Below are 25,418 nucleotides of genomic sequence, written 5' to 3'. Positions count from 1 at the left end.
GTCGCTGGTAACTTGTTAATGCTGGAATTATCATTAATTCCAGCATTAAGTTATTACATTGCAGGGATAGCGGCTGAACTGCAGGTTTGTTCAAGATAATTATTAAAGTTATCTGACAAATCTTTAAAGAAGTCTGGTGATATACCTGACATTGATTTTAAAGAGTTCAGTACAAAAACCCTGTATTCATCTCCTGATCTTTGCTCAAATGCAGCATTCAGCATCTCAGGTAATCGTTCAAGTGTTTTATTGAAAATTTCTGCTTTATCTTTGCTTATGCAAGCGACCACTTTCTCCGACTCCACAGTGGATGTATACTTTTCTAATAAACCATCATTCGTGGAATCCATTGCCAAAGCCTGTCGGTATAAGAACGCACTGCAAGAGATATCCTTTGTCCGTAATGAATCGGCCAAATGCTCTAATGCTTTCGTTTGATAAGGCTTAATATAGTGTTTTATCTGATCCAGGGCATTGACCAGTGCATGGGTTACATCAGTTACCTTGGGGGCTCTTTCGTTTCGCTGCTCAGGAGAAGGCGATGGGGTATATCTATTTCTTCCGCCAAAGAATAAATTATCAAGATTTGTAGAAATGTTTTTTGCCGGCGAGTTCAGATTCTGCGGAGAATGGGTCTGCATAGTACGGCTGGGAGTGCCAGGCGCTGCTAATCCTACCAGAAAATCTACGGCATCAGAACTATTCAGCAAAGAACCGTTCTCCGTCACCGCTGAAAGGGCATGCGGAGCTTCTCTTTTTTTGCTGGCGCGGGCCTCTTCTTGCTCTTTATCCATAGAGCGGCCTCTTTTTTTAGCATCATATTTTTTCTGCAGCATTCTTTCAGCTTCTGTATACTCGGATTCAAACTCATCTTCAGTCATAGAATCGTCATCTCTGTACAGAACTACCGTGTCATCATCACTGTCGATATTAACTGTCTGACTATGCTCATCTTCAGCACTTTCCATGGATGAGATTAGTTGCAATCGACCCTTATTCTTATTTGATGCATGCTTAGCAACCAATTCGCGAAACTCGTGAAACCTGATCTCATGCTTTTTCTTTTCTTTAGCTGTCGTTCCTTTCGGATAACGGATCGATGAGTCAGCGAATGCCATAATGCTTTTCATTAGACCATCACGCTCAGCCCCAGGTTTAGCTTCGCTGCTCACATCAAGCGCAATTTCAAAAAGTTCAACCAAATAAGGCATATGTAATGACGCAGTCGCTTTCTCAAGAGACAACAGGTTTTGTTTTTTTAAAATACTAATTATTTTTCTGAATTGACTGGCTGTTTTCGTGTCATCGCCAGCGAGATGATAGGCTATTTTGATATCGAGAAAGTGATGATAAAACGGAATGTGCAAAGAAGCATCGGCAATATAATCGAAACCTCTATCTCTCCACAGGGAAACGGTATCCATATTAACGTTTTTTGAAGTCTCGTCTCTAACTATGTCGCCTTTTACGTCGGAGAGATGCCAGTCCGCAATGTCGATCATCCTTTCAGCTAGCATCAACCAGGTTTCATTAACCTTCTTTTGCAGGTCATCAGAGTTCAAAGTATAAATGATGTCAGTGACTTTTCTTAAATTTTCAATAGGCTCCTTCAAACCTTCCCATGCGGCATCATACGAGCGGGGATTATATTCAATATATTTAATCCTTTCACACTCAGCGGTTATTATTGCGCAAAGGGTCTGGACTTTTGCGATATTTTCTATAGCTTCCTTAGTTAATTTGGTCTTAGATTTCTTCATTTCTCACACTTATTACAATAAAAGACCAAGCATTATACCGTGAGGGCTAATTTTAGTCAAAGTGTTGAAATATTTTATTTTTCAAGCCGGTTATCAATCGTGTCTGTCATGAGTAATCATGGGATTGCAAAAAAATCCCCGCTGCAAACGGGGATTATTATTAGTATGAATTATTAAACCTGAAACGAGCTACTGATTGCATCTGCAGCAGAGGGTTGCTTAAGTTTTTCATCAAATTTTTTGATAAGCTGCTCATCCAGTTCGCTTTCAGAAAACACCTTATCCCATGCTTTTAGTTTGTGTTTCAAGTGCTCTAATAATTTTTCAATTTGAGCTTTAAAAGCTTCCGGCTTATTTGCAAACAACTTGCTAAACCTGGCAGTCAATGTAACCAGTGTATGGGAATAAATATCTTCAGCCTCACATTCATAATCCTTTTTATTTTTATACAATTTATGATACATCGCACTCAGCTTGAGCATTGCATTGAGAATTTTATCGTTTCTGGGATGTATCGCCAGCACCTGCCGGTACAAATATAAAGCGATAGCAGGCTGATTCGTTTGCTCAGGATCCGCTATGAAATCAGCCATAAACGATAAAATGATAGGCTTGAAGGATGACATTTTATCTTTTGCAGTAAAACTGTTTAAAACCTTTATGAATGCCTGACCCATTTGCTGAATATCAGGCTTTTTGATTCCGATGCCCGGGGCTGAAAGAGGAACGGGGCTTGGAGTCTTTCTGGCAAAAAATCCCTGAGCGCTACTGGAGGATGCGGCCGAAGGGGTGATGTCCGATTCTTGCTGGACTGAGACGGGCTGATTATCCTTTGCTTGAATGCTTGATATACTATCAGCAAAAAGAATCACCTCTTCTTCTATAACTCTATCTGTATTAGGTGTTTCCAGAATTACTTCAACAACTTCGATTTCTTTGCTTCTTTTATTGGCAGGCGCACTGTCGGCTTCTGGATAAGTCCCTTCGTTCTCGGCTGGCGCTTTTCTTTTTTTCCCGACTGAATCCTTATTCATAGTCAAGGTTATTTCTTCTTCGTCATCCAATATAACAATCACTTCTTCTACATCTTCAGAAGATGCCGATGTTTCGCTGCTTCTCTTTGCTTCAAAAATGGGATCGTCTGCCTCTTCTTCGTCAGTATCCGAATCAAAATCAACATGATCGAACTCCAACAAATCTTGTGGAGCCTCTTCTTCAATAGACATTTTCTCCAAGCGTCTGGTACTAATAAATCGACGCGGATCAATGACCAGCTCAATTTCTTCTTCCTCTTCCTCAGCTGCGCCAGCAGGGATGGTTTGGGTGGTTTCATCGGAAAATTTTTCCAGATTGTCTGCAAGTTCATTTTCAAAACTAGTCAGCCAACCTTTTAAACTCTCTGCTTCATTTTCATTATCGGCCTTGCCAGGGAAAGAAGCTGAACTTGCGAATTTCATTGCTGCTTTAACAATTGCACGGCTTAGTCTTTCTTCCGGACATTCTTTGGTCGCGCACAGGCCTACTGCAAAAAAGTACAATCGTTGTTCGGGACTAAGGCCCGTTTTTGTAAGAAGCTTCCGTTCTCCAATCAGTTTAAGCATGCTCAAAAGATTTTGTTTGTCCTCTGAAAGCTCATAGCGATCGCGTAAAATTTCAAGTTTTAGCAGAAAGGCATTAAAACCCACCTTCATCCCATGCTCATCCAATAGAGCAATGGAATAATTCACCCATTTTAGCGCGCTATTCAGCAGAAGCAATTTACCCTCCATATCTTCCACTTCGCCACAACTCTCAGAGGCTTTACCACTGGCGCCTTCACAAAATGCAGCGCTAAGAGTGATAACTCGCGCGATATCGGTCTGTTTCGGGTTTTTTCCCTCGAATCGTTTGGCCGCCTTGAGCAGCATATTGGAAATGGGCCGTATTAAATTCAAAACAGGATCATATTCTTCACTAACAAAACTTGCATTTTTGTATAGATTAAAATAAGAAGTCAGTAAATGTTCACTCACCGCTACATAGTCTTCATACCAGGCATCCGGAACCCTTTTATTGAGTCCTGACAATTGATTCTTTACGGATTCTAGCTTATCAAGCATTGCTTTGAATTGATTTGCCGCCTGCTTATAGGTTCTCGGCTTATATAGCTTAACTGCATTTCCCCACTCTGCTGCTTTAATATACTTCATCTTTTTCACTTGCTTGCTAAATAGAGCAAATATTTTACCTCATGGAACATATTAAGTCAAAGTGATGACTTTCTGCAGCAATGCTGGATCCCTCGGATAAGCCCTTAGAGATGGTTACAAAATTTAACCATGCTATAAGAGCCTATGTACCCCGCTTTATGCGGGGTACATAGGCTCTTAGGATGGTTAAATGCGGAAGTATTATTCTTTAGCGCGGGAAACGTATTCGCCTTTGCGGGTATCCACTTTAATCAGCTCACCTGTTTGTATAAATAATGGAACACGCACCACCGCTCCCGTTTCGAGGATTGCCGGTTTGCCGCCACCGCCAGAGGTATCTCCACGGACACCCGGATCGGTTTCAGTGATGGTCAGGACGACAAAATTGGGAGGCGTCACCTGAATAGGCTCGTTATTCCATAAGGTGACAATGCAAATATCCTGCTCTTTAAGCCATTGTTTGGCTTCTTCCAGCGGCTCTTCTCCGATTGCATATTGCTCGAAAGTATCAGGAACCATGAAATGCCAAAGTTCACCATCGTTATATAAGTATTGCATTTCAACATCTGTCACATCGGCAGATGGCAGGGTTTCCCCTGATTTGTAAGTGCGTTCAACCACTCGACCTGTTTTTAAATTCCGAATTTTTACTCGGGTAAACGCCTGGCCTTTTCCGGGTTTAACAAATTCACAGTCAACAATGCTGCAAGGCGCACTGTCCACCATCACTTTCAATCCATTTTTAAATTCATTGGTGCTATAAATAGCCATTCGTACTCCACAGTTGAGATTTTGTTGCATTTTCGTTAGAGTTCGCGCAGTTTATCAATTTTGAATCATTAATGCGAGATGCCTTTGTGAGTTGGCAAAAAATTTTAGCGCAGGGATTTGCCTCATCCAATGAGTTGCTGCAGTTTCTGGGCTTATCAGCTGTTCAAGGCAGTATGGCAGCGGAAAAGCTCTTCAAAACCCGAGTACCACGCGGTTTTGCAGGGCGCATGAAAAAGTATGACCCCGAGGATCCCCTTTTACTGCAAGTGCTGGCCAGTGAAGAAGAACTGCTGGACGTCGATGGCTATCAAAATGATCCTTTGCAGGAAGACAGCAGCAATCCGCTCACCGGCTTATTGCATAAATATACCGGTAGAGTTCTGCTAACCTTAACCGGCACTTGCGCAGTGAATTGCCGTTACTGCTTCCGAAGGCATTTTCCCTATCAGAAAAATAATCCTGGCCGCGAAGGCTGGCAGCAGGTCATTGATTATATAAAAGGAAATTCAAGCGTTTCTGAAGTGATTTTAAGCGGCGGCGATCCCTTGCTGGCCTCCAATACCGTTTTGAGTTCAGTGCTTAAGCAGCTTGATGAGATAAAGCATGTTACCACTGTACGCTTTCATACCCGAATTCCTATTGTATTGCCGGAACGGATTGATGAGAAGTTTTTATCTATCTTAAGTTCATTACGTTTGCAAAAAGTGATAGTGGTTCATTGCAATCATGCACAGGAGCTTGATGAGACGGTTGAGTCAGCCTGCGGGCTGCTGCAGAAATCCGGCTGTCATCTGCTTAATCAGTCCGTTTTATTAAATAAAGTTAATGCCGATGCAAAAACCCTGGCAGAATTAAGCCAGCGCTTATTTAGCTGCGGCATACTACCGTATTATCTGCACGTCCTCGATAAAGTAGCAGGAGCTGCGCATTTTGATCTGCCGCAGGAAAAGGCATTACAGATTTTTCGAGATCTGCAAACCCTGCTTCCGGGGTATCTGGTCCCGCGTCTTGCAAGAGAGGAAGCAGGAAAAGCAAGCAAGACTCTTCTTTATTAATTGTCAATGTAGCTAAAAATCGGTATTAGTAGTTTTTGAGTAAGTTTGCAGTAATTTTTCCTGGGCTGAGTGGGATCCATTGCGCATGGGCTTATAAGTGCCGTCAGCCTGCATTTCCCAAGCATACATATTATCTTTCAGGTAGTTCTTGAAAATTTCCTGTCGAATCCGCTTACGAATGATTTCATCCTGAATAGGAAACAAAATCTCAATGCGGTTATACAGATTTCGCTCCATCAAGTCGGCGCTTGAACAGTAATAATATTCATTCTCTTCAATTCTGAAGCAATAGATTCGATGATGTTCAAGAAAACGACCCAAAACTGAAATCACGCGAATATTCTCTGAAATTTCAGGAATCCCCGGTTTTAAACAGCACATGCTGCGAACAATCAAGTTGATTTTGACGCCTGCCTGTGATGCTGCATACAGTGCCTGAATCATGGCCTTATCGGTCAGGCCGTTAATCTTAATATTAATTTCTGCATTTTTTCCTTCTCTCGCCGCTTCCGCACAGGCATCAATATGTGCCATAAGATTTTTTTGCAGAGTAAATGGAGAATGACATAATGCTTTTAACTTAACCGTTTTCCCAAGGCCGGTTAATTGCTGAAAAATAATTTGCGTGTCCGCAGTGATTGCTGCATCGGCGGTTAATAAGCCGAAATCGGTATATCGCCTGGCAGTTTGCTCGTGATAATTGCCGGTTCCCAAATGGACATAGCGTTTGAGTTTGCCGTGGGTTCTTCGCACCACCAGGGTCATCTTGGCATGGGTTTTATAGCCCATAACTCCATACAATACCAGCACACCTGCCTCATGCAAACGATTAGCCAATCGCAGGTTAGACTCTTCGTCAAAACGGGCGCGCAGCTCCACTACTGCCGTTACCTCCTTTCCAGAACGGGCCGCTTCAACAAGTGCGCGAACCATTACCGACTCAGAATGCGTTCTGTATAAGGTCTGCTTGATAGCCAGAACATTGGGATCAGAGGCAGCCTGTCGTACAAAATCAATAATCACCTCATAACTTTGATATGGATGATGCAGGAACACATCCTGCTCGTCCAGGACATTGAATAAATTGCGGCGCTGATGGATAAAGTCAGGATATTGCACATTGAGGGGAGGATAGTTCAAATCAGGCCGATCGATTCGATTAATAGCACTGTAAAAGCGCTGTAAATTGACAGGGCCGTCGCAGTAATAGGTATCCTCATGGTGGAGATGATGTTTCTGCAATAGAAAATCAACAATGTGCTCCGGACATTTTTTATCCACCTCCAAACGAACAACATGTCCATAATGTCTTGAAAACAGTTCCCTTTGTACGGCGACGGCTAAATCTTCAATTTCCTCCTCACGCAAAAACAGATCACTGTTTCGGGTCAGGCGAAACGGGTAACAGCCATTGATTTCCATACCGGGAAACAAGCTGCTGATATGCGTTTGAATAATTGAAGAAAGATAAACGAAATAGCTGCCGCCATCGGTACATAACTCGGAAGGCAAATGGATCATTCTGGGCAGCGAGCGTGGCGCATGGACGACCGCATAGTCAATGTTTCGATCAAAAGCGTCTTTTCCACGCAGGGAAATTATGAAATTAAGACTTTTATTAAATAACCTTGGAAACGGATGTGCCAAATCCAGAGCAATCGGGCTAACGATAGGCAGGATCTCATTTTTAAAATAATGCTTGGCCCATAAATGAATATCATCCGTCCATTCTTCGACATTTAAAAAATGGATATGCTCTTTACGCATCTCAGGCAATAATTGCCTGTTGAAAATATTATAAAGCTCATCGCTTAAAATGTGAGCCTTCTTACTGATCTGGCTGAACACTTCCTCGGCCCGCAAGCCGTCAATATTTAATTTTGGAGAGGCTATGGCTATTTTTTCTTTAAGACCCGCGACGCGAATCTCAAAAAATTCATCCAGGTTTCCACAGCAAATACAGAGAAAACGCATTCGCTCCAGCAAGGGGATCCGCTCATCCTTAGCCAATTGCAACACTCGTTCATTAAAAGCAAGGGCAGTAAATTCGCGATTAATAAAAAATTCCGGATTGTCTAAATTCTTACTCAAGATCGCTCCTGCTCGATATTTAAATTATTCATTATCAGGTATGGACCAAAAAGAAGCAGATGCCAATATAGGCAATAAAGCCCCAGAATGGGGATAGTTGTAGATATACCAAAGCTAAGAAAAATAAGATACAGGCGATTACAACAGGCAGCGAATAATAGCTTTGAATAACGCCTTGCGCCACTGAATAAGAGGCGGCAGCTAATAACGCCAGAGCCCCGTATTGCACGGCGATCATTATTTTCTGAGCGAAGGGAGAGTTGTGATTGTTTAGGAACTGATAACCCACTACAGCAAGAACTAAACCTGGTAAATTCAAGGCAAGAACCGCCAGAAGCAAGCCGACGTATCCGGCCAGCTTGTATCCTATTAATGCTGAAAGTTTTACAGCTGTTAAACCGGGGAAGAGAAAGCTCGAGCCCACCATCGCGATAAACTCTTCCTGACCCACCCAATGGCGATGATTAACCACTTCCACTTCAATCAGTTTAAGCATCGAATTGCCGCCGCCCAGAGAAACTATACCGATTTTTCCAAAGCTTGCGGCCAAGTTAAGCAAGGTATTATTCATGGAAATGAGTCTGCTTTAAAAAACGCACATAATCGCAGGAAATATGCTGTCTCATCAATAATTGACTCAGGCGAGAAACCAACGGCTGAGAACGTCCTTCAATACAGACACTAAAAAATCGCTGATCCGCAATACCAAGTCTTGCCAATTCAAGCTTTATTGTCGGGCTGAGGGGGAATTTATATTTCAGAGCGACCTTGTCGACTCGAATCATTCGGCTTTCCTGCTGAACTTTAGCCAGCATTTCCCTGACGGTCAGTACTGGGTCTCCGGAGAGTATGTCTTCCGGTGCCTGATCCAGCAGGTTGGTTTTATGCCCAAACCCCTGGCATCCCCCTTTTTCTTCAAGTAAAGGTTTGTATAATAATTGATCGCGTCGATCTTTGATATTAAAGTATCCCTCCCCAAGGAGATGATATACATCAACTCGTTGCTTGATTTGATAACGGGACAGATCGAGAAACTCCTCTCCTAATCCATATAAGGTGATATGGCTGTCTGCCGGCCAGAAATAACGAATTTCCCAGCGCAGCGAATCGGACTCCTCCTGAGGAAAAGCAGTGAAATCGATTAAATCGTCAGGGTCAATCTCAAAATTCCAGACCAGGCGGTGTTTTAACATACCTTCGTTTTCCTTCACCAAATAAATCTTTAGCAAGCGACTCTCGCAAAATTAACTGTAACGAGTATATACTACAAAATCAAATGCTTAATTGCTCATTTGCAACTCATAATAAATTAAAGGAATAAACATGGCTACAATTCTGTTTCTCATCTATCTCGTGTTTACTCTGATCATCTTGTATCGCGGTTTGCCCGCAATTGTATGGGAGATTGGCTCGGCAGTTTATCTGATTCTGGCTACTTTTTTTATCGGTATGCACTGGTTGCCAGGAATTTTAATTTGGCTGGCTATTCTTGTGACTGTCATTTTATTACACGTTGAGCCCGTGAGAGCCGCCTTCGTTGATTTTATCTATAAGCGCTCAGTTAAATCCATTCCCAAACTGTCTAAAACTGAAGAAGAAGCACTGAATACCGGGGATACCTGGATTGAACAGGACATATTTACAGGCTCACCGGACTGGGAAAAATTATCTGCTATTTCTTCAGAGCTTACTCCTGAAGAACAATCCTTTCTGGACAACGAAACACAAGCGCTTTGCAATATGCTGGATGAGTGGAGCATAGGACAGGAAAGGGATTTACCAGAAACCGTATGGAATTTCATCAAGGAAAAAGGCTTTCTGGGCCTCGTTATTGCCAAAGAGTACGGCGGTAAAGGATTTTCTGCACGGGCTCATTCCGATATCGTTATGAAAATTGCCAGCCGTTCGGGAGTAGCCGCAGTTACGGTGATGGTTCCCAATTCTCTTGGTCCAGGCGAACTCTTGCATTATTACGGTACAGATGAGCAAAAAGCAAAATACCTTCCCAATCTGGCAAAAGGGATTGATATCCCCTGCTTTGCGCTGACTGAGCCAGGCGCTGGAAGCGACGCGACTTCCATACAATCGGAGGCAATTGTCACTCAGAAACAAGTCAATGGGCAGACTGTTCTTGGGTTAACGATTAATCTGAACAAACGCTGGATCACTCTGTCTCCAGTTGCCACCTTAATCGGTTTGGCTGTAAATCTTAAAGACCCGCAAGGTCTGTTGAACGGAATCGGGGAAGAAGGGATTACCTGCGTATTAATCCCAAGAAATACCGAAAATCTGGAAATTGGTAATCGCCATTTACCGGCGGATCAGCCCTTTATGAACGGAACCATTCGTGGAAGGGATATCTTTGTGCCTATCGATACCATCATTGGCGGGCAGAAAAATGCCGGTCATGGCTGGCAAATGCTGGTGGAGTGTCTATCCATTGGACGTTCAATTTCCCTGCCGGCACTGGCTGCGGCTTCCTCCTCAGTTTGTTATCTGGTTAGCGGGGCTTTTGCGCGCATTCGTCGGCAATTTAGTGTGGAGATTGGCCAATTTGAAGGGATTGAAGAGAAACTGGCTGAGATTGCCGGCTTGAATTATCTGATTAATGCCACTCGCTTATTAACGGTCGCAGCCGTAAATCAACATATGAAACCTTCTGTAGCCTCGGCCTTAACCAAGTACTTTAATACCGAGCTGGCACGCAAAGTAATAAACAATGCGATGGATGTGCATGCTGGTCGCGCGGTAGTCGTTGGTCCAAGAAACTACTTAACCAGCTTCTATGTCAGCCTTCCCATTTCGCTGACTGTTGAAGGGGCGAATATCATGTCCAGAAATCTGCTCATATTTGGCCAGGGTTCGATGGCTTGCCACCCCTTTGTACGCAACGAGTTTTATGCAATTGCCAAAGAGGATAAAAAAGAGTTCGGTAATTTGCTTTGGCAGCATATCCATTATTTTCTGCAGAATTTTGCGAAAAGTATTTGCTCAGGCTGGACCGGTGGTATTTTCATCGCAGCTCCAGATAATGCGCTGAAAAAACAATATCGAAAGTTAGCCCGGTTAAGCCATGCCTTTGCCTGGCTCGCTGATCTCTCCCTGATTTATCTGGGCGGCGAGTTAAAGCGCAAAGAGCGTCTGTCGGCACGTTTGGCAGATGCCATGTCTTATTTGTATCTGGCAATGGCCGCGCTAAGACTTTATCAAAATGACAAGGGCAATACCGATCAGCAACTGCATGCGCTTTGGGCAACCTCTTACTGTTTTTATCATGCGCAACAGGCAATGATTAATTTCTGCCAGAATTTTCCTTCACGGATAATTGGCGGTTTAGTGCAATTTTTACTCTTTCCTCTTGGTCAGAGTATGCGTTATCCCTGTGATCGGCTCGACAAGAAGCTGTCGCGTTCAATGATGGGTAATAATCAATATCGCGACACTATCAAGCACTGGGTATTTCTGAGTGGTGATAGCAGTCAACCCGTTGATCGTATGGAAGAAACCTTGCAACTGCTAATCCAGAATGCCGGCTTGTATCAGAAAGTGGGCGGCTTGAAGCGTTATGAGTTTGACAAATTGCATGACATTCTCGAGACCCGGGTTGCAAAAGGAGAGCTTACCCAGGAAGAAATGGATACTTTAATGAAAGTAGAAAAAGCACGCTGGGATGCGATTCAGGTGGATGAGTTTACGTTTGATTCAATGAAAAACAAAACTTACTCGTCAGTGACAGATAAAATAGCGACACCTTTTGATTGATTTACTATTCTTTAACAATCGAGGAACTTATTTTAATCAATCGACTCTGTTACTCTTTTGCTATACTTTGTTATATTTTTGACAAATGTAACTGCTTGCTCGCCAAAGAAAAAAGGCTGGCAAGCAATTACGAATGCATCCTATCTGTGAGTTAAATGACATGCTGAAAACTACCAAAAGAGGCAGTACAGTTGCCGAGAATATGCCCTATTTCAAAGCAATCAAGCAAGCCGGCGAGGTAGCCTCAACGCCCGAAGCAGCAAGATATCTGGTAGATCAAGCCACTAAAAAAATGATTGCGGTGGGTAAACTGGCTGATGCACAAACCATGCTTAAATCGCTTGAAGAATATCGCCAAAACGTGGAAATGCAAAGAGATAGACCCTCACCGCAATCTGGTGACGGGCCTGTACGTTCTGACTTTCAGAATCTGCAGCATAATCTCGCTGAAGCAGCCATTGAATCGATAAAGGGCCTAGCCAAGGGCAGCGTCAAACTCGATTTTGCGCTGAATGATCAAACTAAAATATTGCGCGGCTTTTCAATGAACGGTGATCTTATCCAAAAAGGAGAGCCTTTACTGGATGCGCTGGACAAAGCCCTTAATGCCTGGCTTGCTGAAAGGAATATGGTGAGCAAGGGAAGTATGATTTATGAATGTGATCAGAGTGGGCAGATTAAAAAAGACTCCGCGGGAAATCCAGTCAAAGCCGATCCGGTTAAACTGGGACAAATGATTAATGATCGGGAACAGGGCTTTCAGAAGACCCTCTCCTCAAAAGGCGTTGACATCAATGTATCGCAGCATCGCTATCCGGAGAAACGCGCCGAAGCCCAGCAAGCCGCACAAGCACAACAGAGACAAGAGCAGGAACCGGAAGCACCTACCTCAGGTTCAGGCATGGGGGCTTAGCGTCAGCTTGGGAGAGGCTTTAATCAATCTCACCTTAATCTCACTGACATTAAATTAAGGGAATTCTGTAATTAGCTAAATGCCATCGTTCGAGAGAGCCTATGTCTATCCAGCTGCCGGCATAATGCTCGCCGCTGATTAGGCCTTTCGCAGCAGTCTCTCGCCAAAGAGGAGTCACTGAAAAACGACCAGGCTGATAATGGTTGAAAAACTGCGGATGGTAACAGGCAATTCCTGAATAGGTGTATTTTTTATCTTCATTACTTACTTTTCGGTATTCATTCAGGCCGAAATCCCCTTTACTGTTATGAGAAGGATTGTCAACCAGAACCAGATGTGCAAGGGATCTCTTCGGTAACTGGATATTTGAAAAATCATAATCAGTAAATATATCGGCGTTCACAGTAAGAAATGGCGCATTACCCAATAATGGCAAGGCATTGATAATACCTCCGCCTGTCTCCAGCCCCCCGGGCGGCTCAGGGGAATAGTGAATATCCACCCCCCAACGGCTGCCATCTTGCAGGTGATGTCGAATTTGACTTCCAAGATAGGCGTGGTTGACAATAATTTTCTCAAAACCCGCAGAGGCCAGATTGTTAACATGATGCTCGATTAAAGGCATGCCCTGAACACGGCACATTGCTTTGGGGCAGGTTTTAGTAAGGGGTTTTAGCCGCTCTCCTCTTCCTGCCGCCAAAATCATCGCAGTTTTCATGGCAAATGGATCCTTCGTTGAATAAATTGATAGAATGGTTTCAATTCCTCATAACTCTCAAGACAATCAAGTACATAATGAAGAGTTAATGGCAAATCTTTTAAGTAACCCGGTTTATTATCGCGCAAATAAAGCCTTGAGAAAACACCAAGCACTTTCAAATGCCTTTGCAAACCACATAAATCAAATGCACGCTGAAACTCTTTGAGACTCATCTCTTCCGTAAGCGTGGACTGATCATAGAAACATTTGACCCATTCATGAACACGCTCTCTGGGCCATTGAATATAACAATCTTTTAATAAAGAAACCAAATCATAGGTGCAAGGGCCTTTCATGGCATCCTGAAAATCGATCAGGCCCAATACTTTTGGCCTGTCACTCAGAATCATCAGATTACGTGAATGAAAATCGCGATGAATCATGGTTTGCGGCTGAGCTGATAACTGGTCCACCAGCCAGTCAAAGGTATTCGCTAACAGACGTTGTTCCGACTCGTCAAGCGTCAGTTTCAAATAGGCATCAACAAACCATTCCTTAAACAGAGACAGCTCCTGAAGCATAAAGCCAGTATTAAATACCGGTAGTTTGCCAACAGTACATTGCTGTAAACGTAATAGGTTATCAATCGCCACAGCATACCAGTCATCCACAGTGTCTGCCTGCAAATGGGCCAGAAGCAACTGGTCGCCGAAATCCTCCAGCACAATAAAGCCCAGCATCTCATCTGCTCTGTATATCTCGGGAGAACGCAAACCATGATGGTTTAATAACTCGGCAATAGCCAGAAAGGAATCGATTTTTTCCCTTTCAGGGGGAGCATCCATAATGATCCCTTTGAAATTGGCATATTCAATCCGGAAATAACGCCTGAAACTGGCATCGCCAGTCAGTGGCTTGATTTGATACGCTTCGCCTACCCAGGGTTTTAACCAATTGTGCAGTGCGTTTTCCCGTTCTTGCATGCTATACTCCAAAACCTTGTTCATAGACTGCTGAATCATCAGCAATCATTAAAATGTTGTGCACTTTGTGCTCGTGGATCATAAGGTATTTTGGTGACGGTGAAAATCAGGTTTTATCAGAAGATCCTATCAATGAACAGCAAAACGATTTCGCGCGCGTTTTGCGCAGGTAGTCTATTGGCTGCGGTTTCGGCCAGCCTGTTTTATTTCCGGAGCGTCAATGCGGAAACTGCCATCATCGAGCCTGTGCAAGCTTGTGTTATCAAACCCAATATGGAAGATAACGACTACAATCGTGCTTTATTTGCGCGCTGTCTCAATTGGCAAACCAATGCCGCAGTTCCGGTTTGCCGCGGCAACTACACAGAAATAAGCATACCGCCATTAGACGAGGATGAAATTCGTCTGCAGGCGGATAATGTATCCTTTTACCGCGAGGGCCGTTCTACCTTATCGGGGGATGTGACCGTTCAGCAGAATGAGCGCATTGTTAATGCCCAAACGGCTTATGTGTATCGAGATGACAAAACCAATGAAATTACCCATGTTGAGTTATTAGGCAATGTCCGCTATCTCGAACCAGGCCGGTTGATGGTCGCCCGCAAAGTCACCATTAATATGCAGGACAAGTCAGGTAAGGCGGAAGATGTTATTTACCGTTTTAATACGCGGAAACAGGGTTCGATTCTGCCAGCCTGGGGACGAGCAAGCCTCATAGAGCGCTTTGCGAACAAAGATTATTTTCTGAATAAAGCGACTTACAGCACCTGTGCTCCACAGGATAGAGCCTGGGAAATACGCGCTGAAAAAATCACCCTGGATGACTCTGAGAAAATGGGGGTCGCTCGCAATGCCCAGCTTTTAATCCGGCGTGTACCTGTTCTTTATACTCCCTATTTAAGTTTTCCCACTTCTAAAGACCGAAAATCAGGTTTTTTAATCCCAACCAAGGGCTATTCAAATGTAGGCGGCTTTGATTTCTCACTGCCTTATTACTGGAATATGGCCCCGAATTATGACGCCACCATCATCCCTCATTTGTATACTAGGCGCGGGCTAATGATGGGCGGGCAATTCCGTTATCTTACTGAAAACTCCAGTGGAAACATCAATGGTCGTTTTTTACCGCATGACCGTGCCTATGCTGATTTTTTACATGACAATCAACTGGATTTTCCTGAGTTGCGCGGTTTATCAAAAGATCGCTGGTCGATGCAATTCTTTGATGTGACCCGCATCAATCCGAATCTGAATCTGCGAATTAATTATCAGCAAGTCTCGGATGATTATTATCTGCAGGATTTCAGCAGTAATCTTGCTGTGCTAACCGAGCGGCAGCTTTTACGTGAAGGCGAACTGGATTATACAACGGAACACTGGCTGTTTCGCGGTTTGCTGCAAAGCTATCAGACTCTGCAGCCAATCAACGAATCCCGAATTGCTGATATTTATCAGCGTTTACCTCAGTTGCTGGCTCATGGCGTTTATGAGGATTTACCCTTTAACGGCAATTTGAGTCTGCATGGTCAATTCGACAATTTTGACTGGCCGAACAGTTTGTATTACCAGCCGGAAGGGCCGCGCTATTACTTCAACCCTATATTGTCTTTCCCGCAGCTTCGACCTTGGGGCTATATCACTCCGAATATCGAGCTGGTGGAAAATTACTATGATGTACGGCGTTATTACAGCGATATCAACCGGGATTTTAACAATACAACCCCCCGTTATTACCTGGACAGTGGTCTTTATTTTGATCGCTCAAGCAGTCTGTTCGGCCAGGCATTTAATCAAACGCTGGAACCTCGTCTGTTTTACCTCTATGTTCCCTTTCATAATCAGACTGAAATACCGGTCTATGATTCGGCCTATACTATTTTCAATGCCGATCAATTGTTCAGAACCAACCGCTTTTCGGGTTATGATCGCATTGGCGATACCAATCAATTATCCTATGCGGTGACCTCCCGTTTTCTTTCTGATGAAACAGGGGCCGAAAAAGCCAGTTTTACCATTGGGCAATCGCGTTATTTTGCCAATCGCAGAGTTCAGCTTTGTCAGTCACCCACCGGCTATTGCAAAGATGTACCTTACACTCTGGGTTATCTATCGCCCACAACAGATTACTCGCCGATTGCCTCTCGAGCCTTGTATCGGTTGAACCCCTCCTGGGTAGTCACCGGTGACTATGTCTGGGATCCGCATACTCGCTCGACTGACAATGGCAATATTAATTTTCATTACCAGCCCGAAGTCAATAAAATTATAACGCTGGGATATACCTATCTGGTTAATGGCGATATAGTGGAGCTTTCTGAAATACCTCTGCAGAAAAATGCGCTGCACCAGGCCTCGGCCTCGTTTGCCTGGCCAATTAATGACGCATGGAGTACATTAGGTGCTTTCAGTTACAATATCAGCAAACGCTATGACATGATGACTTTTATGGGCATTCAATATGACAATTGCTGCTGGGCAGTCAGGCTCGTAGGAGGACGCGCGTTCAAGAGTCTAAGCCAGGCTGCGCGGCCCCAATATAATGATAATGTGTATCTGCAACTCTTGCTAAAAGGCTTGGGTTCAGTGGGGAATAGTGATCCTGCGACCATTATTCATACTTATATTCCGGGTTATCGGGACAGTTTTCATCGTTACTAATTGATTTGTATAATATTGATTACGACTTGTATTTTGTTTAAAAATAACCCAAAATCGCAGAAAAAATAAAATGAGGAAGCCAGGCATGTTTAAACGTTTCGCAGTATTGAGTCTGCTGATATCCTTTTGTGCACCCACACTGTTTGCTGAGCCATTGGATAGAGTGGTCGCCGTGGTTAACGATGGCGTCATTACTTCCAGTGAATTGAATCAGCAGGTCAGTATTCTAAAAAAGCAGTACGAAGCCAAAAATATGCAGGTTCCTTCCGACAAGGTATTGCGTAAACAGGTTTTGCAGCATCTGATTGATGTGGATTTACAGCTGCAATTAGCAAAGCAAAATGATATCAGCATTGATAATTCAGAGCTTAATGAAGCGATTTCCAAGATTGCTGAAACCAATCATATTTCCCTGACCGACTTGCGCGAGGCAGTAGAAAATCAGGGCTTAAGCTGGAATAACTATCGCGAAAATATTCGCAAGGAAATTCTTTTGGGGAGACTGCAGCAAAAAGCGGTTGGCCGGGATCTTAACATCACCAATCAGCAGGTAGAGGATTTCCTGAAAACCTCTTATCAGCAGGATAAAAGCCAATTGACTTATCATCTGCAAAATATTGTGATTCCCTTACCTGAAGAACCCACCACCGATCAATTAAAAAGTGCTGAGAAAAAAGCCAGGGATCTTCTGAAAAAACTTCGCCAGGGCGCTGACTTCAGCCAGATTGCCATTGCCGAATCCAGTGGGGAATTTGCATTAGAGGGCGGTGATCTGGGTGAGCGTCATTTAGCGGAATTACCAGATGTATTTGTCAGCGAAGTAACTAAAATGAAAGCAGGCCAGATTGCCGGCCCGATTCGCACCGGAAATGGTTATCAGTTAATTAAGCTCACAGCCATTGGCGGCGATAATGGTAAGCATGAAGTGGTAAAAACCCATGTTCGTCATATTCTGCTTAAATCCGACTCCAGTCTGACTCCTGCTGAAGCCAGCCGGCAAGCTAATAATCTCTATCAGCAAATCAAATCCGGGAAAGACTTTGCCCTGCTGGCCAAACAGTACTCTCTGGATGCCGCCAGCGCGGTTAAAGGGGGAGACCTGGGCTGGGTCACTCCAGGAGAGTTAGTTCCTGAATTTGAAAAGGCAATGGACGGCTTGCCGCTGCATAAGGTCAGCAAACCGGTAAAATCAGTCTTTGGCTGGCATTTAATCGAGGTGCTTGAGCGGAAAAAAGTGGATGATTCCGCCTCATATCAAAGACAACAGGTTCGACAATTCCTGCAGCAGAAGAAATTTACTGAAGCCGTACAGAATTGGCAGCAGCATTTACGCACCGATGCCTATATCAAAATTATGGATAAGGAATTGGCATGAAGCCTCTGCTGCTTAGCAGTGGTGAACCTGCCGGCATCGGGCCGGATATTTGCCTCGCTTTAGCAGAGGAAGAATATCCGGTGGTGATCGCGGGCGATCCCGATGTTTTAGCCGAGCGCGCCCGTCAGTTAAATCTTGCGGTGGAATTGAAAGAGTTTCGCCGCAGTACTACATTCAGCCCCCGCCAAGGCTGTCTCCAGATATTGCCATTTTCCTGTGCAAAGAAAGTAACCCCTGGTAAGCTTAATGCGCAAAACGCGCCAATGGTCATTCAGATGCTCTCGGAAGGCATAGACGCCTGTCTTGCCGATGAATTTGCAGCCTTGGTGACCGCTCCCGTGCATAAAGCCATTATTAACCAGGCCGGTATTCCATTTACAGGGCATACCGAGTTTTTGGCCGAGCGCTGCAAAGCGGATACCGTGGTAATGATGTTGGCTTGTGAAGCGATGCGCGTTGCCTTGGTTACTACGCATTTACCGCTGCGCGCAGTGGCTGACGTGATCGATGGGCCGCTTATACAATCCGTGATTCGGCAATTGCACCAGTCGCTGCACACTGATTTCGGGATTCGCAATCCCCAAATTACAGTGGCAGGTTTAAATCCCCATGCCGGTGAAAGCGGCTATCTGGGCCGCGAAGAAATCGACGTGATTATTCCTGCACTGCAACAATTGCAGGCCGAAGGCATTGCGGTTCACGGCCCCTTTCCAGCAGACACAATGTTTACTCCTCATCACAAGGCAGATGCCTTTGTCGTCATGTATCATGATCAGGGCTTACCGGTGCTTAAATATGCAGGCTTTGGTGATGCGGTGAATATTAGTCTGGGCCTGCCGATTATCCGCACCTCGGTAGATCATGGAACGGCGCTGGAATTGGCAGGCACAGGCAAAGCGGCTTGCGGTAGTCTGCTTGCGGCTGTTAAAACCGCATTGGCCATGGCCCAACATAGAGCAACATATGAAACTAATTAGCTTAATTGCAGCCGTTGACGAAGCCCAGGGACTGGGTAAGAACAATCAGCTGCTCTGTCATCTACCGGCTGATCTGAAATTTTTCAAGCAAATGACTTTAGGTAAACCCATTATCATGGGACGAAAAACTTTTGCTTCAATCGGAAAAGCGCTTCCAGGCCGTCAAAACATTGTGGTTAGCCGCTCGTCTTTTTCCGCAGCAGAGATTGAGGTGGCTCACTCTCTGGAAGAGGCGCTGAAACTTGCTGATGCGGCACCAGAAGTAATGATCATCGGGGGCGCCAGTATTTATCAGCAAATCCTGCCGCAGGCGCAGCAGATTTATTTGACGCAGATTCATCATCGCTTTGACGCAGATGTGTTTTTTCCAACACTCAATCAGGAAGAATGGAGTTGTGAGAAAATTGCGCAGCATGAGCAAGATGAAAAAAATGCTTATTCAATGAGTTTTTACCGATATAAACGAAAATAATTGAGATCTTCGGAGAGGCTGTCGTTGGTGCGTTACAATGCACTATCCAATAAGTGATACAGGCAATGGCTCTCCTGAGTCTCTGAGCCGCAACTAAAACATTATTATGGCGATCTATGAAATGCTTTAGGCAACCTGCTGCCCCAGGAGCACACCACATTTCAACTGCAATCTCCCTATCCTACACTTGATTTTGGTTCAGCCAGGATAAGTCATTACCTATATGTTTTATAATAGACCAATATTAATCAGTTCGCGATAATAATGATCAAAAGCTAAAGTAATGGCTTATTGTGGCTATATATGGGGCCCTTCTTCCCCATTCACCTACGTACCGCACATAAAGCTTTATCCTTGACTCCAGAAGATCAATTGTGTAGGAAGAAGCCCCCTCGCCCGCGGAAGAAATTCGAACAGAATATGTATGTTTTTCGCGGGAGAGGGTTGGGGAGAGGGTAAAAATCAGTTTCAGCTTGAATGAGAGCACAAATCAAGAATAATAAATAGGAACAGGAGATATTCAATGCCACCTATCCGTCATCGCATTATTCCCTCTCCCCGACCCTCTCCCGCGATGACCAACTGGATTTTAATCAGTTTTCTTGCGCGGGCGAGGGGGCGCCACATCATAAATTCTTATGCCGAAACAAACTTAGGCTAATTGGAAACATTAAGCGTGCAGGGCACAGGCACTTGGGAGCCTGGAAGTGCAGACCATCGGATCTTAATCTCGAAAATTTTCAAACTGTAATTCCACAGGCACTTTTTCCTTTTTCAATAAGGCAATTACTTCCTGCAAATCATCGCGTTTTTTGCCGTTAACCCGCACTTTATCACCCTGAATAGACGTTTGGACTTTGAGCTTGGCCTCCTTGATAAGATTGATGAGCTCCTTCGCTGCAGGCTGATCAATTCCCTGCTTGAACTTCATATTCAGCGTATAGGTTTTTCCGGTATGAATGGGCTTATCTTCGATCTCCACACCGACTAAACTCACATTACGTTTGGTGCAGTGATTACGGAATAAATCTTCAAGTTGTCTAACCTGAAAATCAGACTCTGATTTTAGAGTAACGGTTAGCTCTTTCAAATCGATGCTGGACTCTACGCCGCGAAAATCAAAGCGGGTTCCCATTTCCCTGATGGCATTATCGACTGCGTGACGCAGCTCCACCAGGTTGATTTCAGAGACTATATCAAAAGAAGGCATAATATTTCTTCAGTTAAGGGAATTCCGGTCAATTGTAACAAAAATTTATTTTTTTCGATGCCTTTTTCTGCCAGAAGCAGCACTGGCGGGTTTAAATAGCTTGTTAATACGATTCTCAGTGTGATAAAATTTTACTCACCTTTTGTTGGTGTTTAATAAAACCTTAAGCAAAACCATTTATAATTTTTTCAGATTTTTTACCTTAGGAGTTGGTATGTCAGTTGAACAAATAGCTAAGCAAGCCAAAACAAATCTTTTGCAGATGCTGCAAGAGACAATAACGCTTCCCGAAAATTATACTGAAGGGATGAAGATACCCGATCTTAGACTTCAGAGTACTCAAAAAGCTATTCTTGATAACATCAACAACATTTTGGATGGTGCTTTTCAAGCGATTGAAGAAGTAACCAGAAAGGAATTTGCGGAAATTCATGGAAATAACTTTCTGCGTAAAAAAGGAATGGAAAAAGAATTTAATGATGCAAAAACGAAAGCAAGAAAAGACTTATATAAGAAATTAGCGCTGACTCTTCACCCTGACAGACTTCAACATGACAGAGCCTTACGATCCTATTTTGACTATACTGGCCTTGAGATTCAAGCTCCCTTTCAACTGCTGAAAGCTTTTGAAAATAATACCAATCTTATTAATGAAATGGCTAAAGATCCGATTAGTGGATTTACAGCAGCCATAAAATATTTTCTGGACGCATTCAAGTACATCTTTAATGCTAAATACCGCTATCCGCAACCTTTAAAAGGTTTTGCTATTGCAGTCGATGGAGCAATTGCAGTGGTCGTTCTGCTCACCAGCGTTTTGTATCTGATCCCGTTTGGTATGATTCATGGATTGTCTTCCCTGATGCGTTCAGCAGCTGCTGGTTTTTCCAATCTTGTTACTTCCAACAAATTGGACAAAGTCGCTGAGGATTATCGAAATGATCCGGTGAACTTCGTAGCCGCTGAAACTCAATACTTGGAAAAAGTGCGTAGCACGATGATCTTGGCAGTCGAGCTTATGGCTATACAAAAAGCCGAATGGGATAAAATGGAAGCACAGGGACTTCGCCCCGAACGTACTGCACTTCCTAATATAACCGTTGAAGAAGTTCGAGCAATGACGCGAGAGCAACTTCGCCAACACGTGTTTGCCCAAAAAATGCAAGAAGCTCAAATGCAAATGGCATTCTCAGAGATGACTCGGAACTTACGCGGTGAAGCTCCCCAGGTCACTGAAGAATTTGTTAACCAGCTGATTGATGAAGACATTCGTAATGAATATCTATCCTCCACAGGGTTCACCCGAGTAAAACATACAGCGCAGGCTTTCGGCAGGGCGGTTTTTGGTCCCCTTCCTGAAGGATTCGGCAACAAACTGCTTTCGATTTTTGTCGCCAGACCCTTACAGTTAGCGTTGTCGCCCTTCGCTGTCGCTGCATCTGCTTTTGCAGAGACACTACGCTATGCTAACGTTGCCATGCTTTTGGGAGTGGTTACTGCTGGAGCTCTCGCTTATACAGCCTTCAACATCATGATTAGTCTTCCTGTTCTGGTAGTTGATGGGATTGCAGCAATTGGACGCGCGTTGACTTCTGGATGCTCAAGCAAAGAAGAACCGGATGTAGAAAAAGGCTTCGGGCACTCGCACAGCAAAATGCCAGGTTTTGGCCCAAGGAACGAAACTGGTCATACGCAGAGCAGTAAGCAACGTTACGGCTACGATGGCGAGTCTTCATATGGCTCAGTTCATTCACAGCCTTCTGACAGAAGACCTGCCCCCCGGCAACAAATCGAAGTCGAAGGTCCAAGTTCTGGATGCACAGTTAGCTAATTTATAGTTTTCTTAAAAGCCCCGCTTCAGGGGCTTTTTTATTAGAGCGATTGCTTAGACAACTCTGCACATTTTTCTTCCGCCTCTTTTTGACACTGTTCGAGACAGTCGGAATTGCTGGCCTGGATGCAGACCGACTCCTGACAGTCTCGCACCGTTTCCTGAATGCAAATATCCATATCAAAGTCGTCATCAGCGGCATAAGCAGCCATCGTCAGGCAATTTAAGGATAAACAAAGACAGATTGGAATGAGTTTCATTGTTATTCTCGTCGTGACTATCCATTGTTAATGGTAGACGATTTAGAGAGGATTGGATGAGTCTGATAGGTTCCCCACCCGCGTTTTATGCGGGTGTCAAACTGAATGAATAAACGACTGGTTAATTATTGGAAATCCCAAAGTACATCCGCTTTTTCCCGGGCGGCCGATTTCAACATGTTGACCAGGGGAAATGCCCGATTTGACAAGCTAACCGGCTTTTCTTCCTCCTCATCGTCAAAGCCCTGTTTTGAGGGGGCCTGACGTTGTTTTTCGAGAGCGGATTGCAACATGGCCAAAGCTTCGGGAATCTGCTCTTCTGTAAGAGCGCCGGGAATTTCGCCGGAATGCCCCATCATGCTTATCAATTCCCTGGCTACTTTTTCAAACATCACAATATTTTCATAGGCATCACTGACAAATTTAACGAGCATAGAAATCTCCTTTGCATTGTATTCAGGCAATCGGCTATTAACTCATTTTTAAGCGCACAATGCTATAGTGAAATAAAGGACTGTGAAATATTCGGTCAGGGAGGATGTATCATGGACGGAATCTCAATGTGGAATGCGCTGGAAGTGAGCTCGCAGCCTGCAAGCTCTTTAGATCAGGATCTCGATGTTGAAATTGCCATTGTCGGTGCCGGCATTACAGGGATCACAACAGCCCTTTATCTAATTAATGCTGGAAAAAAAGTAGCTATTTTGGAAGCAGATAAAATAGGAGGCTATACGACTAGCCGCTCGACAGGAAATCTTTACACCGCAGTACAACCCCTGTATCAGCAGATAGAAAAAAACTTTGATCTCGAAACCGCTAAAGCAGTCGCTCAGGCTCGGCAAGCTGCCATTCAGTTAATTGAAACGAACGTCAATAATGAGCAGCTCGATTGCAATTTTTCTCGCCGCCCCTGGTATGCCTATAGCAATGGGCCAAAAAAATCTGTCTTTGATAACGAAGTCGAGGTGTTCAATAGAATGGGTATTGGATTTGATGAAGTTTCTGAGCTGCCCTTCCATTTCCCCTTTCAAAAGGCCATTGTGATGCCAAACCAGGCACGCTTCAATCCTTTACGCTATGTCAGAGCACTTGCGGATAAGATACAAAAGGCAGGCTGTATGATTTTTGAAAATACCCGCGTACTCTCCATTAAGGACGACTCTCATCCTGTACTCTATACTTCGCACAATCGAGTACGCGCTGAGAAAATTATTCTGGCGACCCATACCCCGATTGGAGTGCATGCGATACAAACCTTCACTGCTCCTTATCGAAGTTATGTTTGCGGTTTTAAAATGCCGGAATCCTTATGCCCAGAAGGGCATTTATGGAATTTTGATACCCATCATGTGTTATCTACCCATGCCTTTGATGCAAACAACAGGCCGCAAATCGTTTTTATTTCTGGCGCACATCATAAAACCGGACAGGAAAAAAATCCCGAAAAACACTATATTGAACTGGAGTCGGATTTCCTCAGCAGCCAACCAGAAGCCAAACTGGCATACCGCTGGTCTGCACAGCATTATCAATCAGCTGACGCCATACCCTATATCGGCTTTACTAATAAGAAAACACAAACTGTACTAATGGCTACTGGTTATTTCGCTGATGGTTTGATTTATGGTAGTTTGGCAGGATTGATTCTTGCTAATTTGATTATTGGCAAAGATAATGAGCTCAACCATTTATTTAAGGCGGATCGCAAAGCAAGTTTTGCCAGTTTGCCGAGCTTTTTTAAGGAAAATATGAATGTTTTAAGTCAATATTTAAGCGACTTACCGCAAATTAAACAACCGCTCGTAAAAGAAATCCAAATGGGTGAAGGCCGAATCATCGAGATGGATCGGGCAAAGTTTGCTGTGTCACGTGATGCCAATAATCAACTTCATGTGGTATCGGCTGTGTGCCCGCATATGAAATGTATTGTGGACTGGAATCATAGCGAACAAACCTGGGATTGTCCCTGCCATGGCAGCCGTTTCAGCCCTGACGGGCAGGTTCTGGAAGGCCCGGCAATGCAAAATCTGTCGATAAACTCCAATTTTAAAGAAGAATAATAAGGAACCAACATGCAACTAGTATTAGTCATTTTATTTTGTTTAACGGCTTTGGGTGGAATATATCTGGCCAGTTATGTGTTTAGCAATAAGGAAACTCCTAAGGGTGTGGCCATGGCGCATGGTAGTCTTGGCGCTATCAGTATACTATTTTTTGTCGTACTGGCCTTCTTCTATTCTTTACCTTTAGCAGCGCTTGCCCTCTTTATTCTGGCGGCAATGGGCGGTATTTATATTTTCCTGAGGGATATTAAGGGTGTTCCGCCTTCAAAACTGATGGTACTCGGGCATGGACTATTGGCTTTGTGCGGCGTGTTCATTCTAATCCTGTGGATAGTGAAACAATGACCT

22 protein-coding genes (1 of these 22 running past the window's edge) are annotated in these 25,418 nt (G+C 44.0%); 11 read left to right on the top strand and 11 right to left on the bottom strand.

All coding sequences use genetic code 11. The features are described from left to right. On the top strand, window positions 1-11 hold the end of the coding sequence (locus tag DYH61_RS01055) for a hypothetical protein (RefSeq protein WP_083499138.1). It extends 253 nt beyond the left edge of the window; only the last 11 of its 264 coding nucleotides appear in the window; the start codon falls outside the window, past its left edge; it ends in the stop codon at window positions 9-11. Window positions 12-53: 42 nt separating this feature from the next. On the opposite strand, the gene DYH61_RS01050 is transcribed toward DYH61_RS01055, so the two are convergent. The 3 genes from DYH61_RS01050 to efp all read right to left on the bottom strand — a co-directional run bounded on the left by DYH61_RS01050 (window position 54) and on the right by efp (window position 4,720). Continuing rightward, a complete protein-coding gene (locus DYH61_RS01050) occupies window positions 54-1,760 on the bottom strand; it encodes a hypothetical protein (RefSeq protein WP_058506303.1) in 1,707 nt (568 codons plus the stop codon). Window positions 1,761-1,933: 173 nt separating this feature from the next. After that, complete coding sequence (locus tag DYH61_RS01045; protein ID WP_058506304.1) at window positions 1,934-3,949, bottom strand: hypothetical protein; 2,016 nt, start codon at window positions 3,947-3,949, stop codon at window positions 1,934-1,936. A gap of 201 nt (window positions 3,950-4,150) precedes the next feature. Beyond that, window positions 4,151-4,720: an elongation factor P gene (efp, locus tag DYH61_RS01040; RefSeq protein ID WP_058506305.1), complete on the bottom strand. Its 570-nt coding sequence runs from the start codon at window positions 4,718-4,720 to the stop codon at window positions 4,151-4,153. A gap of 53 nt (window positions 4,721-4,773) precedes the next feature. On the opposite strand from efp, the gene epmB reads away from it, so the two are divergent. After that, window positions 4,774-5,775, top strand: coding sequence for an EF-P beta-lysylation protein EpmB (gene epmB / locus DYH61_RS01035; protein ID WP_256595720.1), 1,002 nt, complete (start codon window positions 4,774-4,776; stop codon window positions 5,773-5,775). 12 nt (window positions 5,776-5,787) lie between these two features. On the opposite strand, the gene ppk1 is transcribed toward epmB, so the two are convergent. The 3 genes from ppk1 to DYH61_RS01020 are packed head-to-tail and all read right to left on the bottom strand — an operon-like array spanning window position 5,788 to window position 9,059. Next, window positions 5,788-7,866 carry a polyphosphate kinase 1 gene (gene ppk1, locus DYH61_RS01030; RefSeq protein WP_103989417.1) on the bottom strand — a complete coding sequence of 693 codons (2,079 nt, stop codon included), beginning with the start codon at window positions 7,864-7,866 and terminating at the stop codon, window positions 5,788-5,790. 34 nt (window positions 7,867-7,900) lie between these two features. Next, window positions 7,901-8,437, bottom strand: a complete 537-nt coding sequence (locus DYH61_RS01025; protein WP_058506308.1) for a chromate transporter — start codon at window positions 8,435-8,437, stop codon at window positions 7,901-7,903. Beyond that, the gene (locus DYH61_RS01020) at window positions 8,430-9,059 is read right to left on the bottom strand and encodes a hypothetical protein (protein ID WP_058506309.1); all 630 of its coding nucleotides are present in this window, start codon (window positions 9,057-9,059) and stop codon (window positions 8,430-8,432) included. The genes DYH61_RS01025 and DYH61_RS01020 overlap by 8 nt, the downstream gene beginning before the upstream one ends. A gap of 130 nt (window positions 9,060-9,189) precedes the next feature. Between DYH61_RS01020 and DYH61_RS01015 the strand changes: the two genes are divergently transcribed. After that, the gene (locus DYH61_RS01015) at window positions 9,190-11,628 is read left to right on the top strand and encodes an acyl-CoA dehydrogenase (RefSeq protein ID WP_058506310.1); all 2,439 of its coding nucleotides are present in this window, start codon (window positions 9,190-9,192) and stop codon (window positions 11,626-11,628) included. A gap of 133 nt (window positions 11,629-11,761) precedes the next feature. After that, entirely contained in the window at window positions 11,762-12,541 is a 780-nt protein-coding gene (locus tag DYH61_RS01010) for a hypothetical protein (RefSeq protein ID WP_058506311.1), read from the top strand. Between the two features lie 49 nt (window positions 12,542-12,590). Here DYH61_RS01010 and murU read toward each other — a convergent pair whose 3' ends face one another. Together murU and DYH61_RS01000 are read right to left on the bottom strand one after the other, a co-directional pair. After that, window positions 12,591-13,259: an N-acetylmuramate alpha-1-phosphate uridylyltransferase MurU gene (gene murU, locus DYH61_RS01005; RefSeq protein WP_058506312.1), complete on the bottom strand. Its 669-nt coding sequence runs from the start codon at window positions 13,257-13,259 to the stop codon at window positions 12,591-12,593. Next, window positions 13,256-14,224, bottom strand: a complete 969-nt coding sequence (locus tag DYH61_RS01000) for an aminoglycoside phosphotransferase family protein (RefSeq protein ID WP_058506327.1) — start codon at window positions 14,222-14,224, stop codon at window positions 13,256-13,258. The genes murU and DYH61_RS01000 overlap by 4 nt, the downstream gene beginning before the upstream one ends. A gap of 132 nt (window positions 14,225-14,356) precedes the next feature. Between DYH61_RS01000 and DYH61_RS00995 the strand changes: the two genes are divergently transcribed. The 4 genes from DYH61_RS00995 (at window position 14,357) to DYH61_RS00980 (ending at window position 19,706) form a co-directional block, all read left to right on the top strand. Continuing rightward, window positions 14,357-16,882 (top strand): LPS-assembly protein LptD, encoded by a 2,526-nt coding sequence (locus DYH61_RS00995; protein ID WP_083499139.1) that lies wholly within the window; start codon window positions 14,357-14,359, stop codon window positions 16,880-16,882. Window positions 16,883-16,967: 85 nt separating this feature from the next. After that, window positions 16,968-18,257: a peptidylprolyl isomerase gene (locus DYH61_RS00990; protein ID WP_058506313.1), complete on the top strand. Its 1,290-nt coding sequence runs from the start codon at window positions 16,968-16,970 to the stop codon at window positions 18,255-18,257. Then, on the top strand, window positions 18,254-19,234 hold the full coding sequence (pdxA, locus tag DYH61_RS00985) for a 4-hydroxythreonine-4-phosphate dehydrogenase PdxA (protein WP_058506314.1): 981 nt from the start codon (window positions 18,254-18,256) through the stop codon (window positions 19,232-19,234). Before DYH61_RS00990 ends, pdxA begins: the two co-directional genes overlap by 4 nt. Further along, a complete protein-coding gene (locus DYH61_RS00980; RefSeq protein WP_058506315.1) occupies window positions 19,221-19,706 on the top strand; it encodes a dihydrofolate reductase in 486 nt (161 codons plus the stop codon). Before pdxA ends, DYH61_RS00980 begins: the two co-directional genes overlap by 14 nt. A 724-nt stretch (window positions 19,707-20,430) precedes the next feature. Here DYH61_RS00980 and DYH61_RS00975 read toward each other — a convergent pair. Then, a complete protein-coding gene (locus DYH61_RS00975; protein ID WP_058506316.1) occupies window positions 20,431-20,916 on the bottom strand; it encodes a YajQ family cyclic di-GMP-binding protein in 486 nt (161 codons plus the stop codon). Window positions 20,917-21,130: 214 nt separating this feature from the next. Between DYH61_RS00975 and DYH61_RS00970 the strand changes: the two genes are divergently transcribed. Then, window positions 21,131-22,747 (top strand): hypothetical protein, encoded by a 1,617-nt coding sequence (locus tag DYH61_RS00970; RefSeq protein WP_058506317.1) that lies wholly within the window; start codon window positions 21,131-21,133, stop codon window positions 22,745-22,747. A gap of 41 nt (window positions 22,748-22,788) precedes the next feature. On the opposite strand, the gene DYH61_RS00965 is transcribed toward DYH61_RS00970, so the two are convergent. After that, complete coding sequence (locus DYH61_RS00965; protein WP_058506318.1) at window positions 22,789-23,007, bottom strand: hypothetical protein; 219 nt, start codon at window positions 23,005-23,007, stop codon at window positions 22,789-22,791. Window positions 23,008-23,132: 125 nt separating this feature from the next. Beyond that, a complete protein-coding gene (locus DYH61_RS00960; RefSeq protein WP_058506319.1) occupies window positions 23,133-23,441 on the bottom strand; it encodes a DUF1840 domain-containing protein in 309 nt (102 codons plus the stop codon). A 111-nt stretch (window positions 23,442-23,552) separates the two neighbouring features. On the opposite strand from DYH61_RS00960, the gene DYH61_RS00955 reads away from it, so the two are divergent. Further along, window positions 23,553-25,067, top strand: a complete 1,515-nt coding sequence (locus DYH61_RS00955) for an FAD-dependent oxidoreductase (RefSeq protein ID WP_065236105.1) — start codon at window positions 23,553-23,555, stop codon at window positions 25,065-25,067. 12 nt (window positions 25,068-25,079) lie between these two features. Then, window positions 25,080-25,415, top strand: a complete 336-nt coding sequence (locus DYH61_RS00950) for a hypothetical protein (protein WP_058506321.1) — start codon at window positions 25,080-25,082, stop codon at window positions 25,413-25,415. The last annotated feature ends 3 nt before the right edge of the window (window positions 25,416-25,418 follow it).

Origin of the sequence: Legionella quinlivanii (genome assembly GCF_900461555.1) — a bacterium.
In the GTDB taxonomy this organism is placed as follows: Bacteria; Pseudomonadota; Gammaproteobacteria; order Legionellales; family Legionellaceae; genus Legionella_C; species Legionella_C quinlivanii.
Note: the sequence above shows the minus strand (reverse complement) of the source record. Positions and strands in the feature narration are given on the sequence as shown.

Bases quoted from the DNA above. Each gene is read 5' to 3' on its own strand.
- DYH61_RS01045 (WP_058506304.1), bottom strand. From the start codon at position 3,949: ATGAAGTATATTAAAGCAGCAGAGTGGGGAAATGCAGTTAAGCTATAT.
- DYH61_RS00980 (WP_058506315.1), top strand. From the start codon at position 19,221: ATGAAACTAATTAGCTTAATTGCAGCCGTTGACGAAGCCCAGGGACTG.
- DYH61_RS01050 (WP_058506303.1), bottom strand. From the start codon at position 1,760: ATGAAGAAATCTAAGACCAAATTAACTAAGGAAGCTATAGAAAATATC.
- DYH61_RS00990 (WP_058506313.1), top strand. From the start codon at position 16,968: ATGTTTAAACGTTTCGCAGTATTGAGTCTGCTGATATCCTTTTGTGCA.
- efp (WP_058506305.1), bottom strand. From the start codon at position 4,720: ATGGCTATTTATAGCACCAATGAATTTAAAAATGGATTGAAAGTGATG.
- DYH61_RS00970 (WP_058506317.1), top strand. From the start codon at position 21,131: ATGTCAGTTGAACAAATAGCTAAGCAAGCCAAAACAAATCTTTTGCAG.
- DYH61_RS01025 (WP_058506308.1), bottom strand. From the start codon at position 8,437: ATGAATAATACCTTGCTTAACTTGGCCGCAAGCTTTGGAAAAATCGGT.
- DYH61_RS01020 (WP_058506309.1), bottom strand. From the start codon at position 9,059: ATGTTAAAACACCGCCTGGTCTGGAATTTTGAGATTGACCCTGACGAT.
- DYH61_RS00995 (WP_083499139.1), top strand. From the start codon at position 14,357: ATGAACAGCAAAACGATTTCGCGCGCGTTTTGCGCAGGTAGTCTATTG.
- murU (WP_058506312.1), bottom strand. From the start codon at position 13,259: ATGAAAACTGCGATGATTTTGGCGGCAGGAAGAGGAGAGCGGCTAAAA.
- DYH61_RS00960 (WP_058506319.1), bottom strand. From the start codon at position 23,441: ATGCTCGTTAAATTTGTCAGTGATGCCTATGAAAATATTGTGATGTTT.
- DYH61_RS01015 (WP_058506310.1), top strand. From the start codon at position 9,190: ATGGCTACAATTCTGTTTCTCATCTATCTCGTGTTTACTCTGATCATC.
- DYH61_RS00955 (WP_065236105.1), top strand. From the start codon at position 23,553: ATGGACGGAATCTCAATGTGGAATGCGCTGGAAGTGAGCTCGCAGCCT.
- DYH61_RS00965 (WP_058506318.1), bottom strand. From the start codon at position 23,007: ATGAAACTCATTCCAATCTGTCTTTGTTTATCCTTAAATTGCCTGACG.
- DYH61_RS01010 (WP_058506311.1), top strand. From the start codon at position 11,762: ATGCATCCTATCTGTGAGTTAAATGACATGCTGAAAACTACCAAAAGA.
- DYH61_RS00975 (WP_058506316.1), bottom strand. From the start codon at position 20,916: ATGCCTTCTTTTGATATAGTCTCTGAAATCAACCTGGTGGAGCTGCGT.
- pdxA (WP_058506314.1), top strand. From the start codon at position 18,254: ATGAAGCCTCTGCTGCTTAGCAGTGGTGAACCTGCCGGCATCGGGCCG.
- DYH61_RS00950 (WP_058506321.1), top strand. From the start codon at position 25,080: ATGCAACTAGTATTAGTCATTTTATTTTGTTTAACGGCTTTGGGTGGA.
- DYH61_RS01000 (WP_058506327.1), bottom strand. From the start codon at position 14,224: ATGCAAGAACGGGAAAACGCACTGCACAATTGGTTAAAACCCTGGGTA.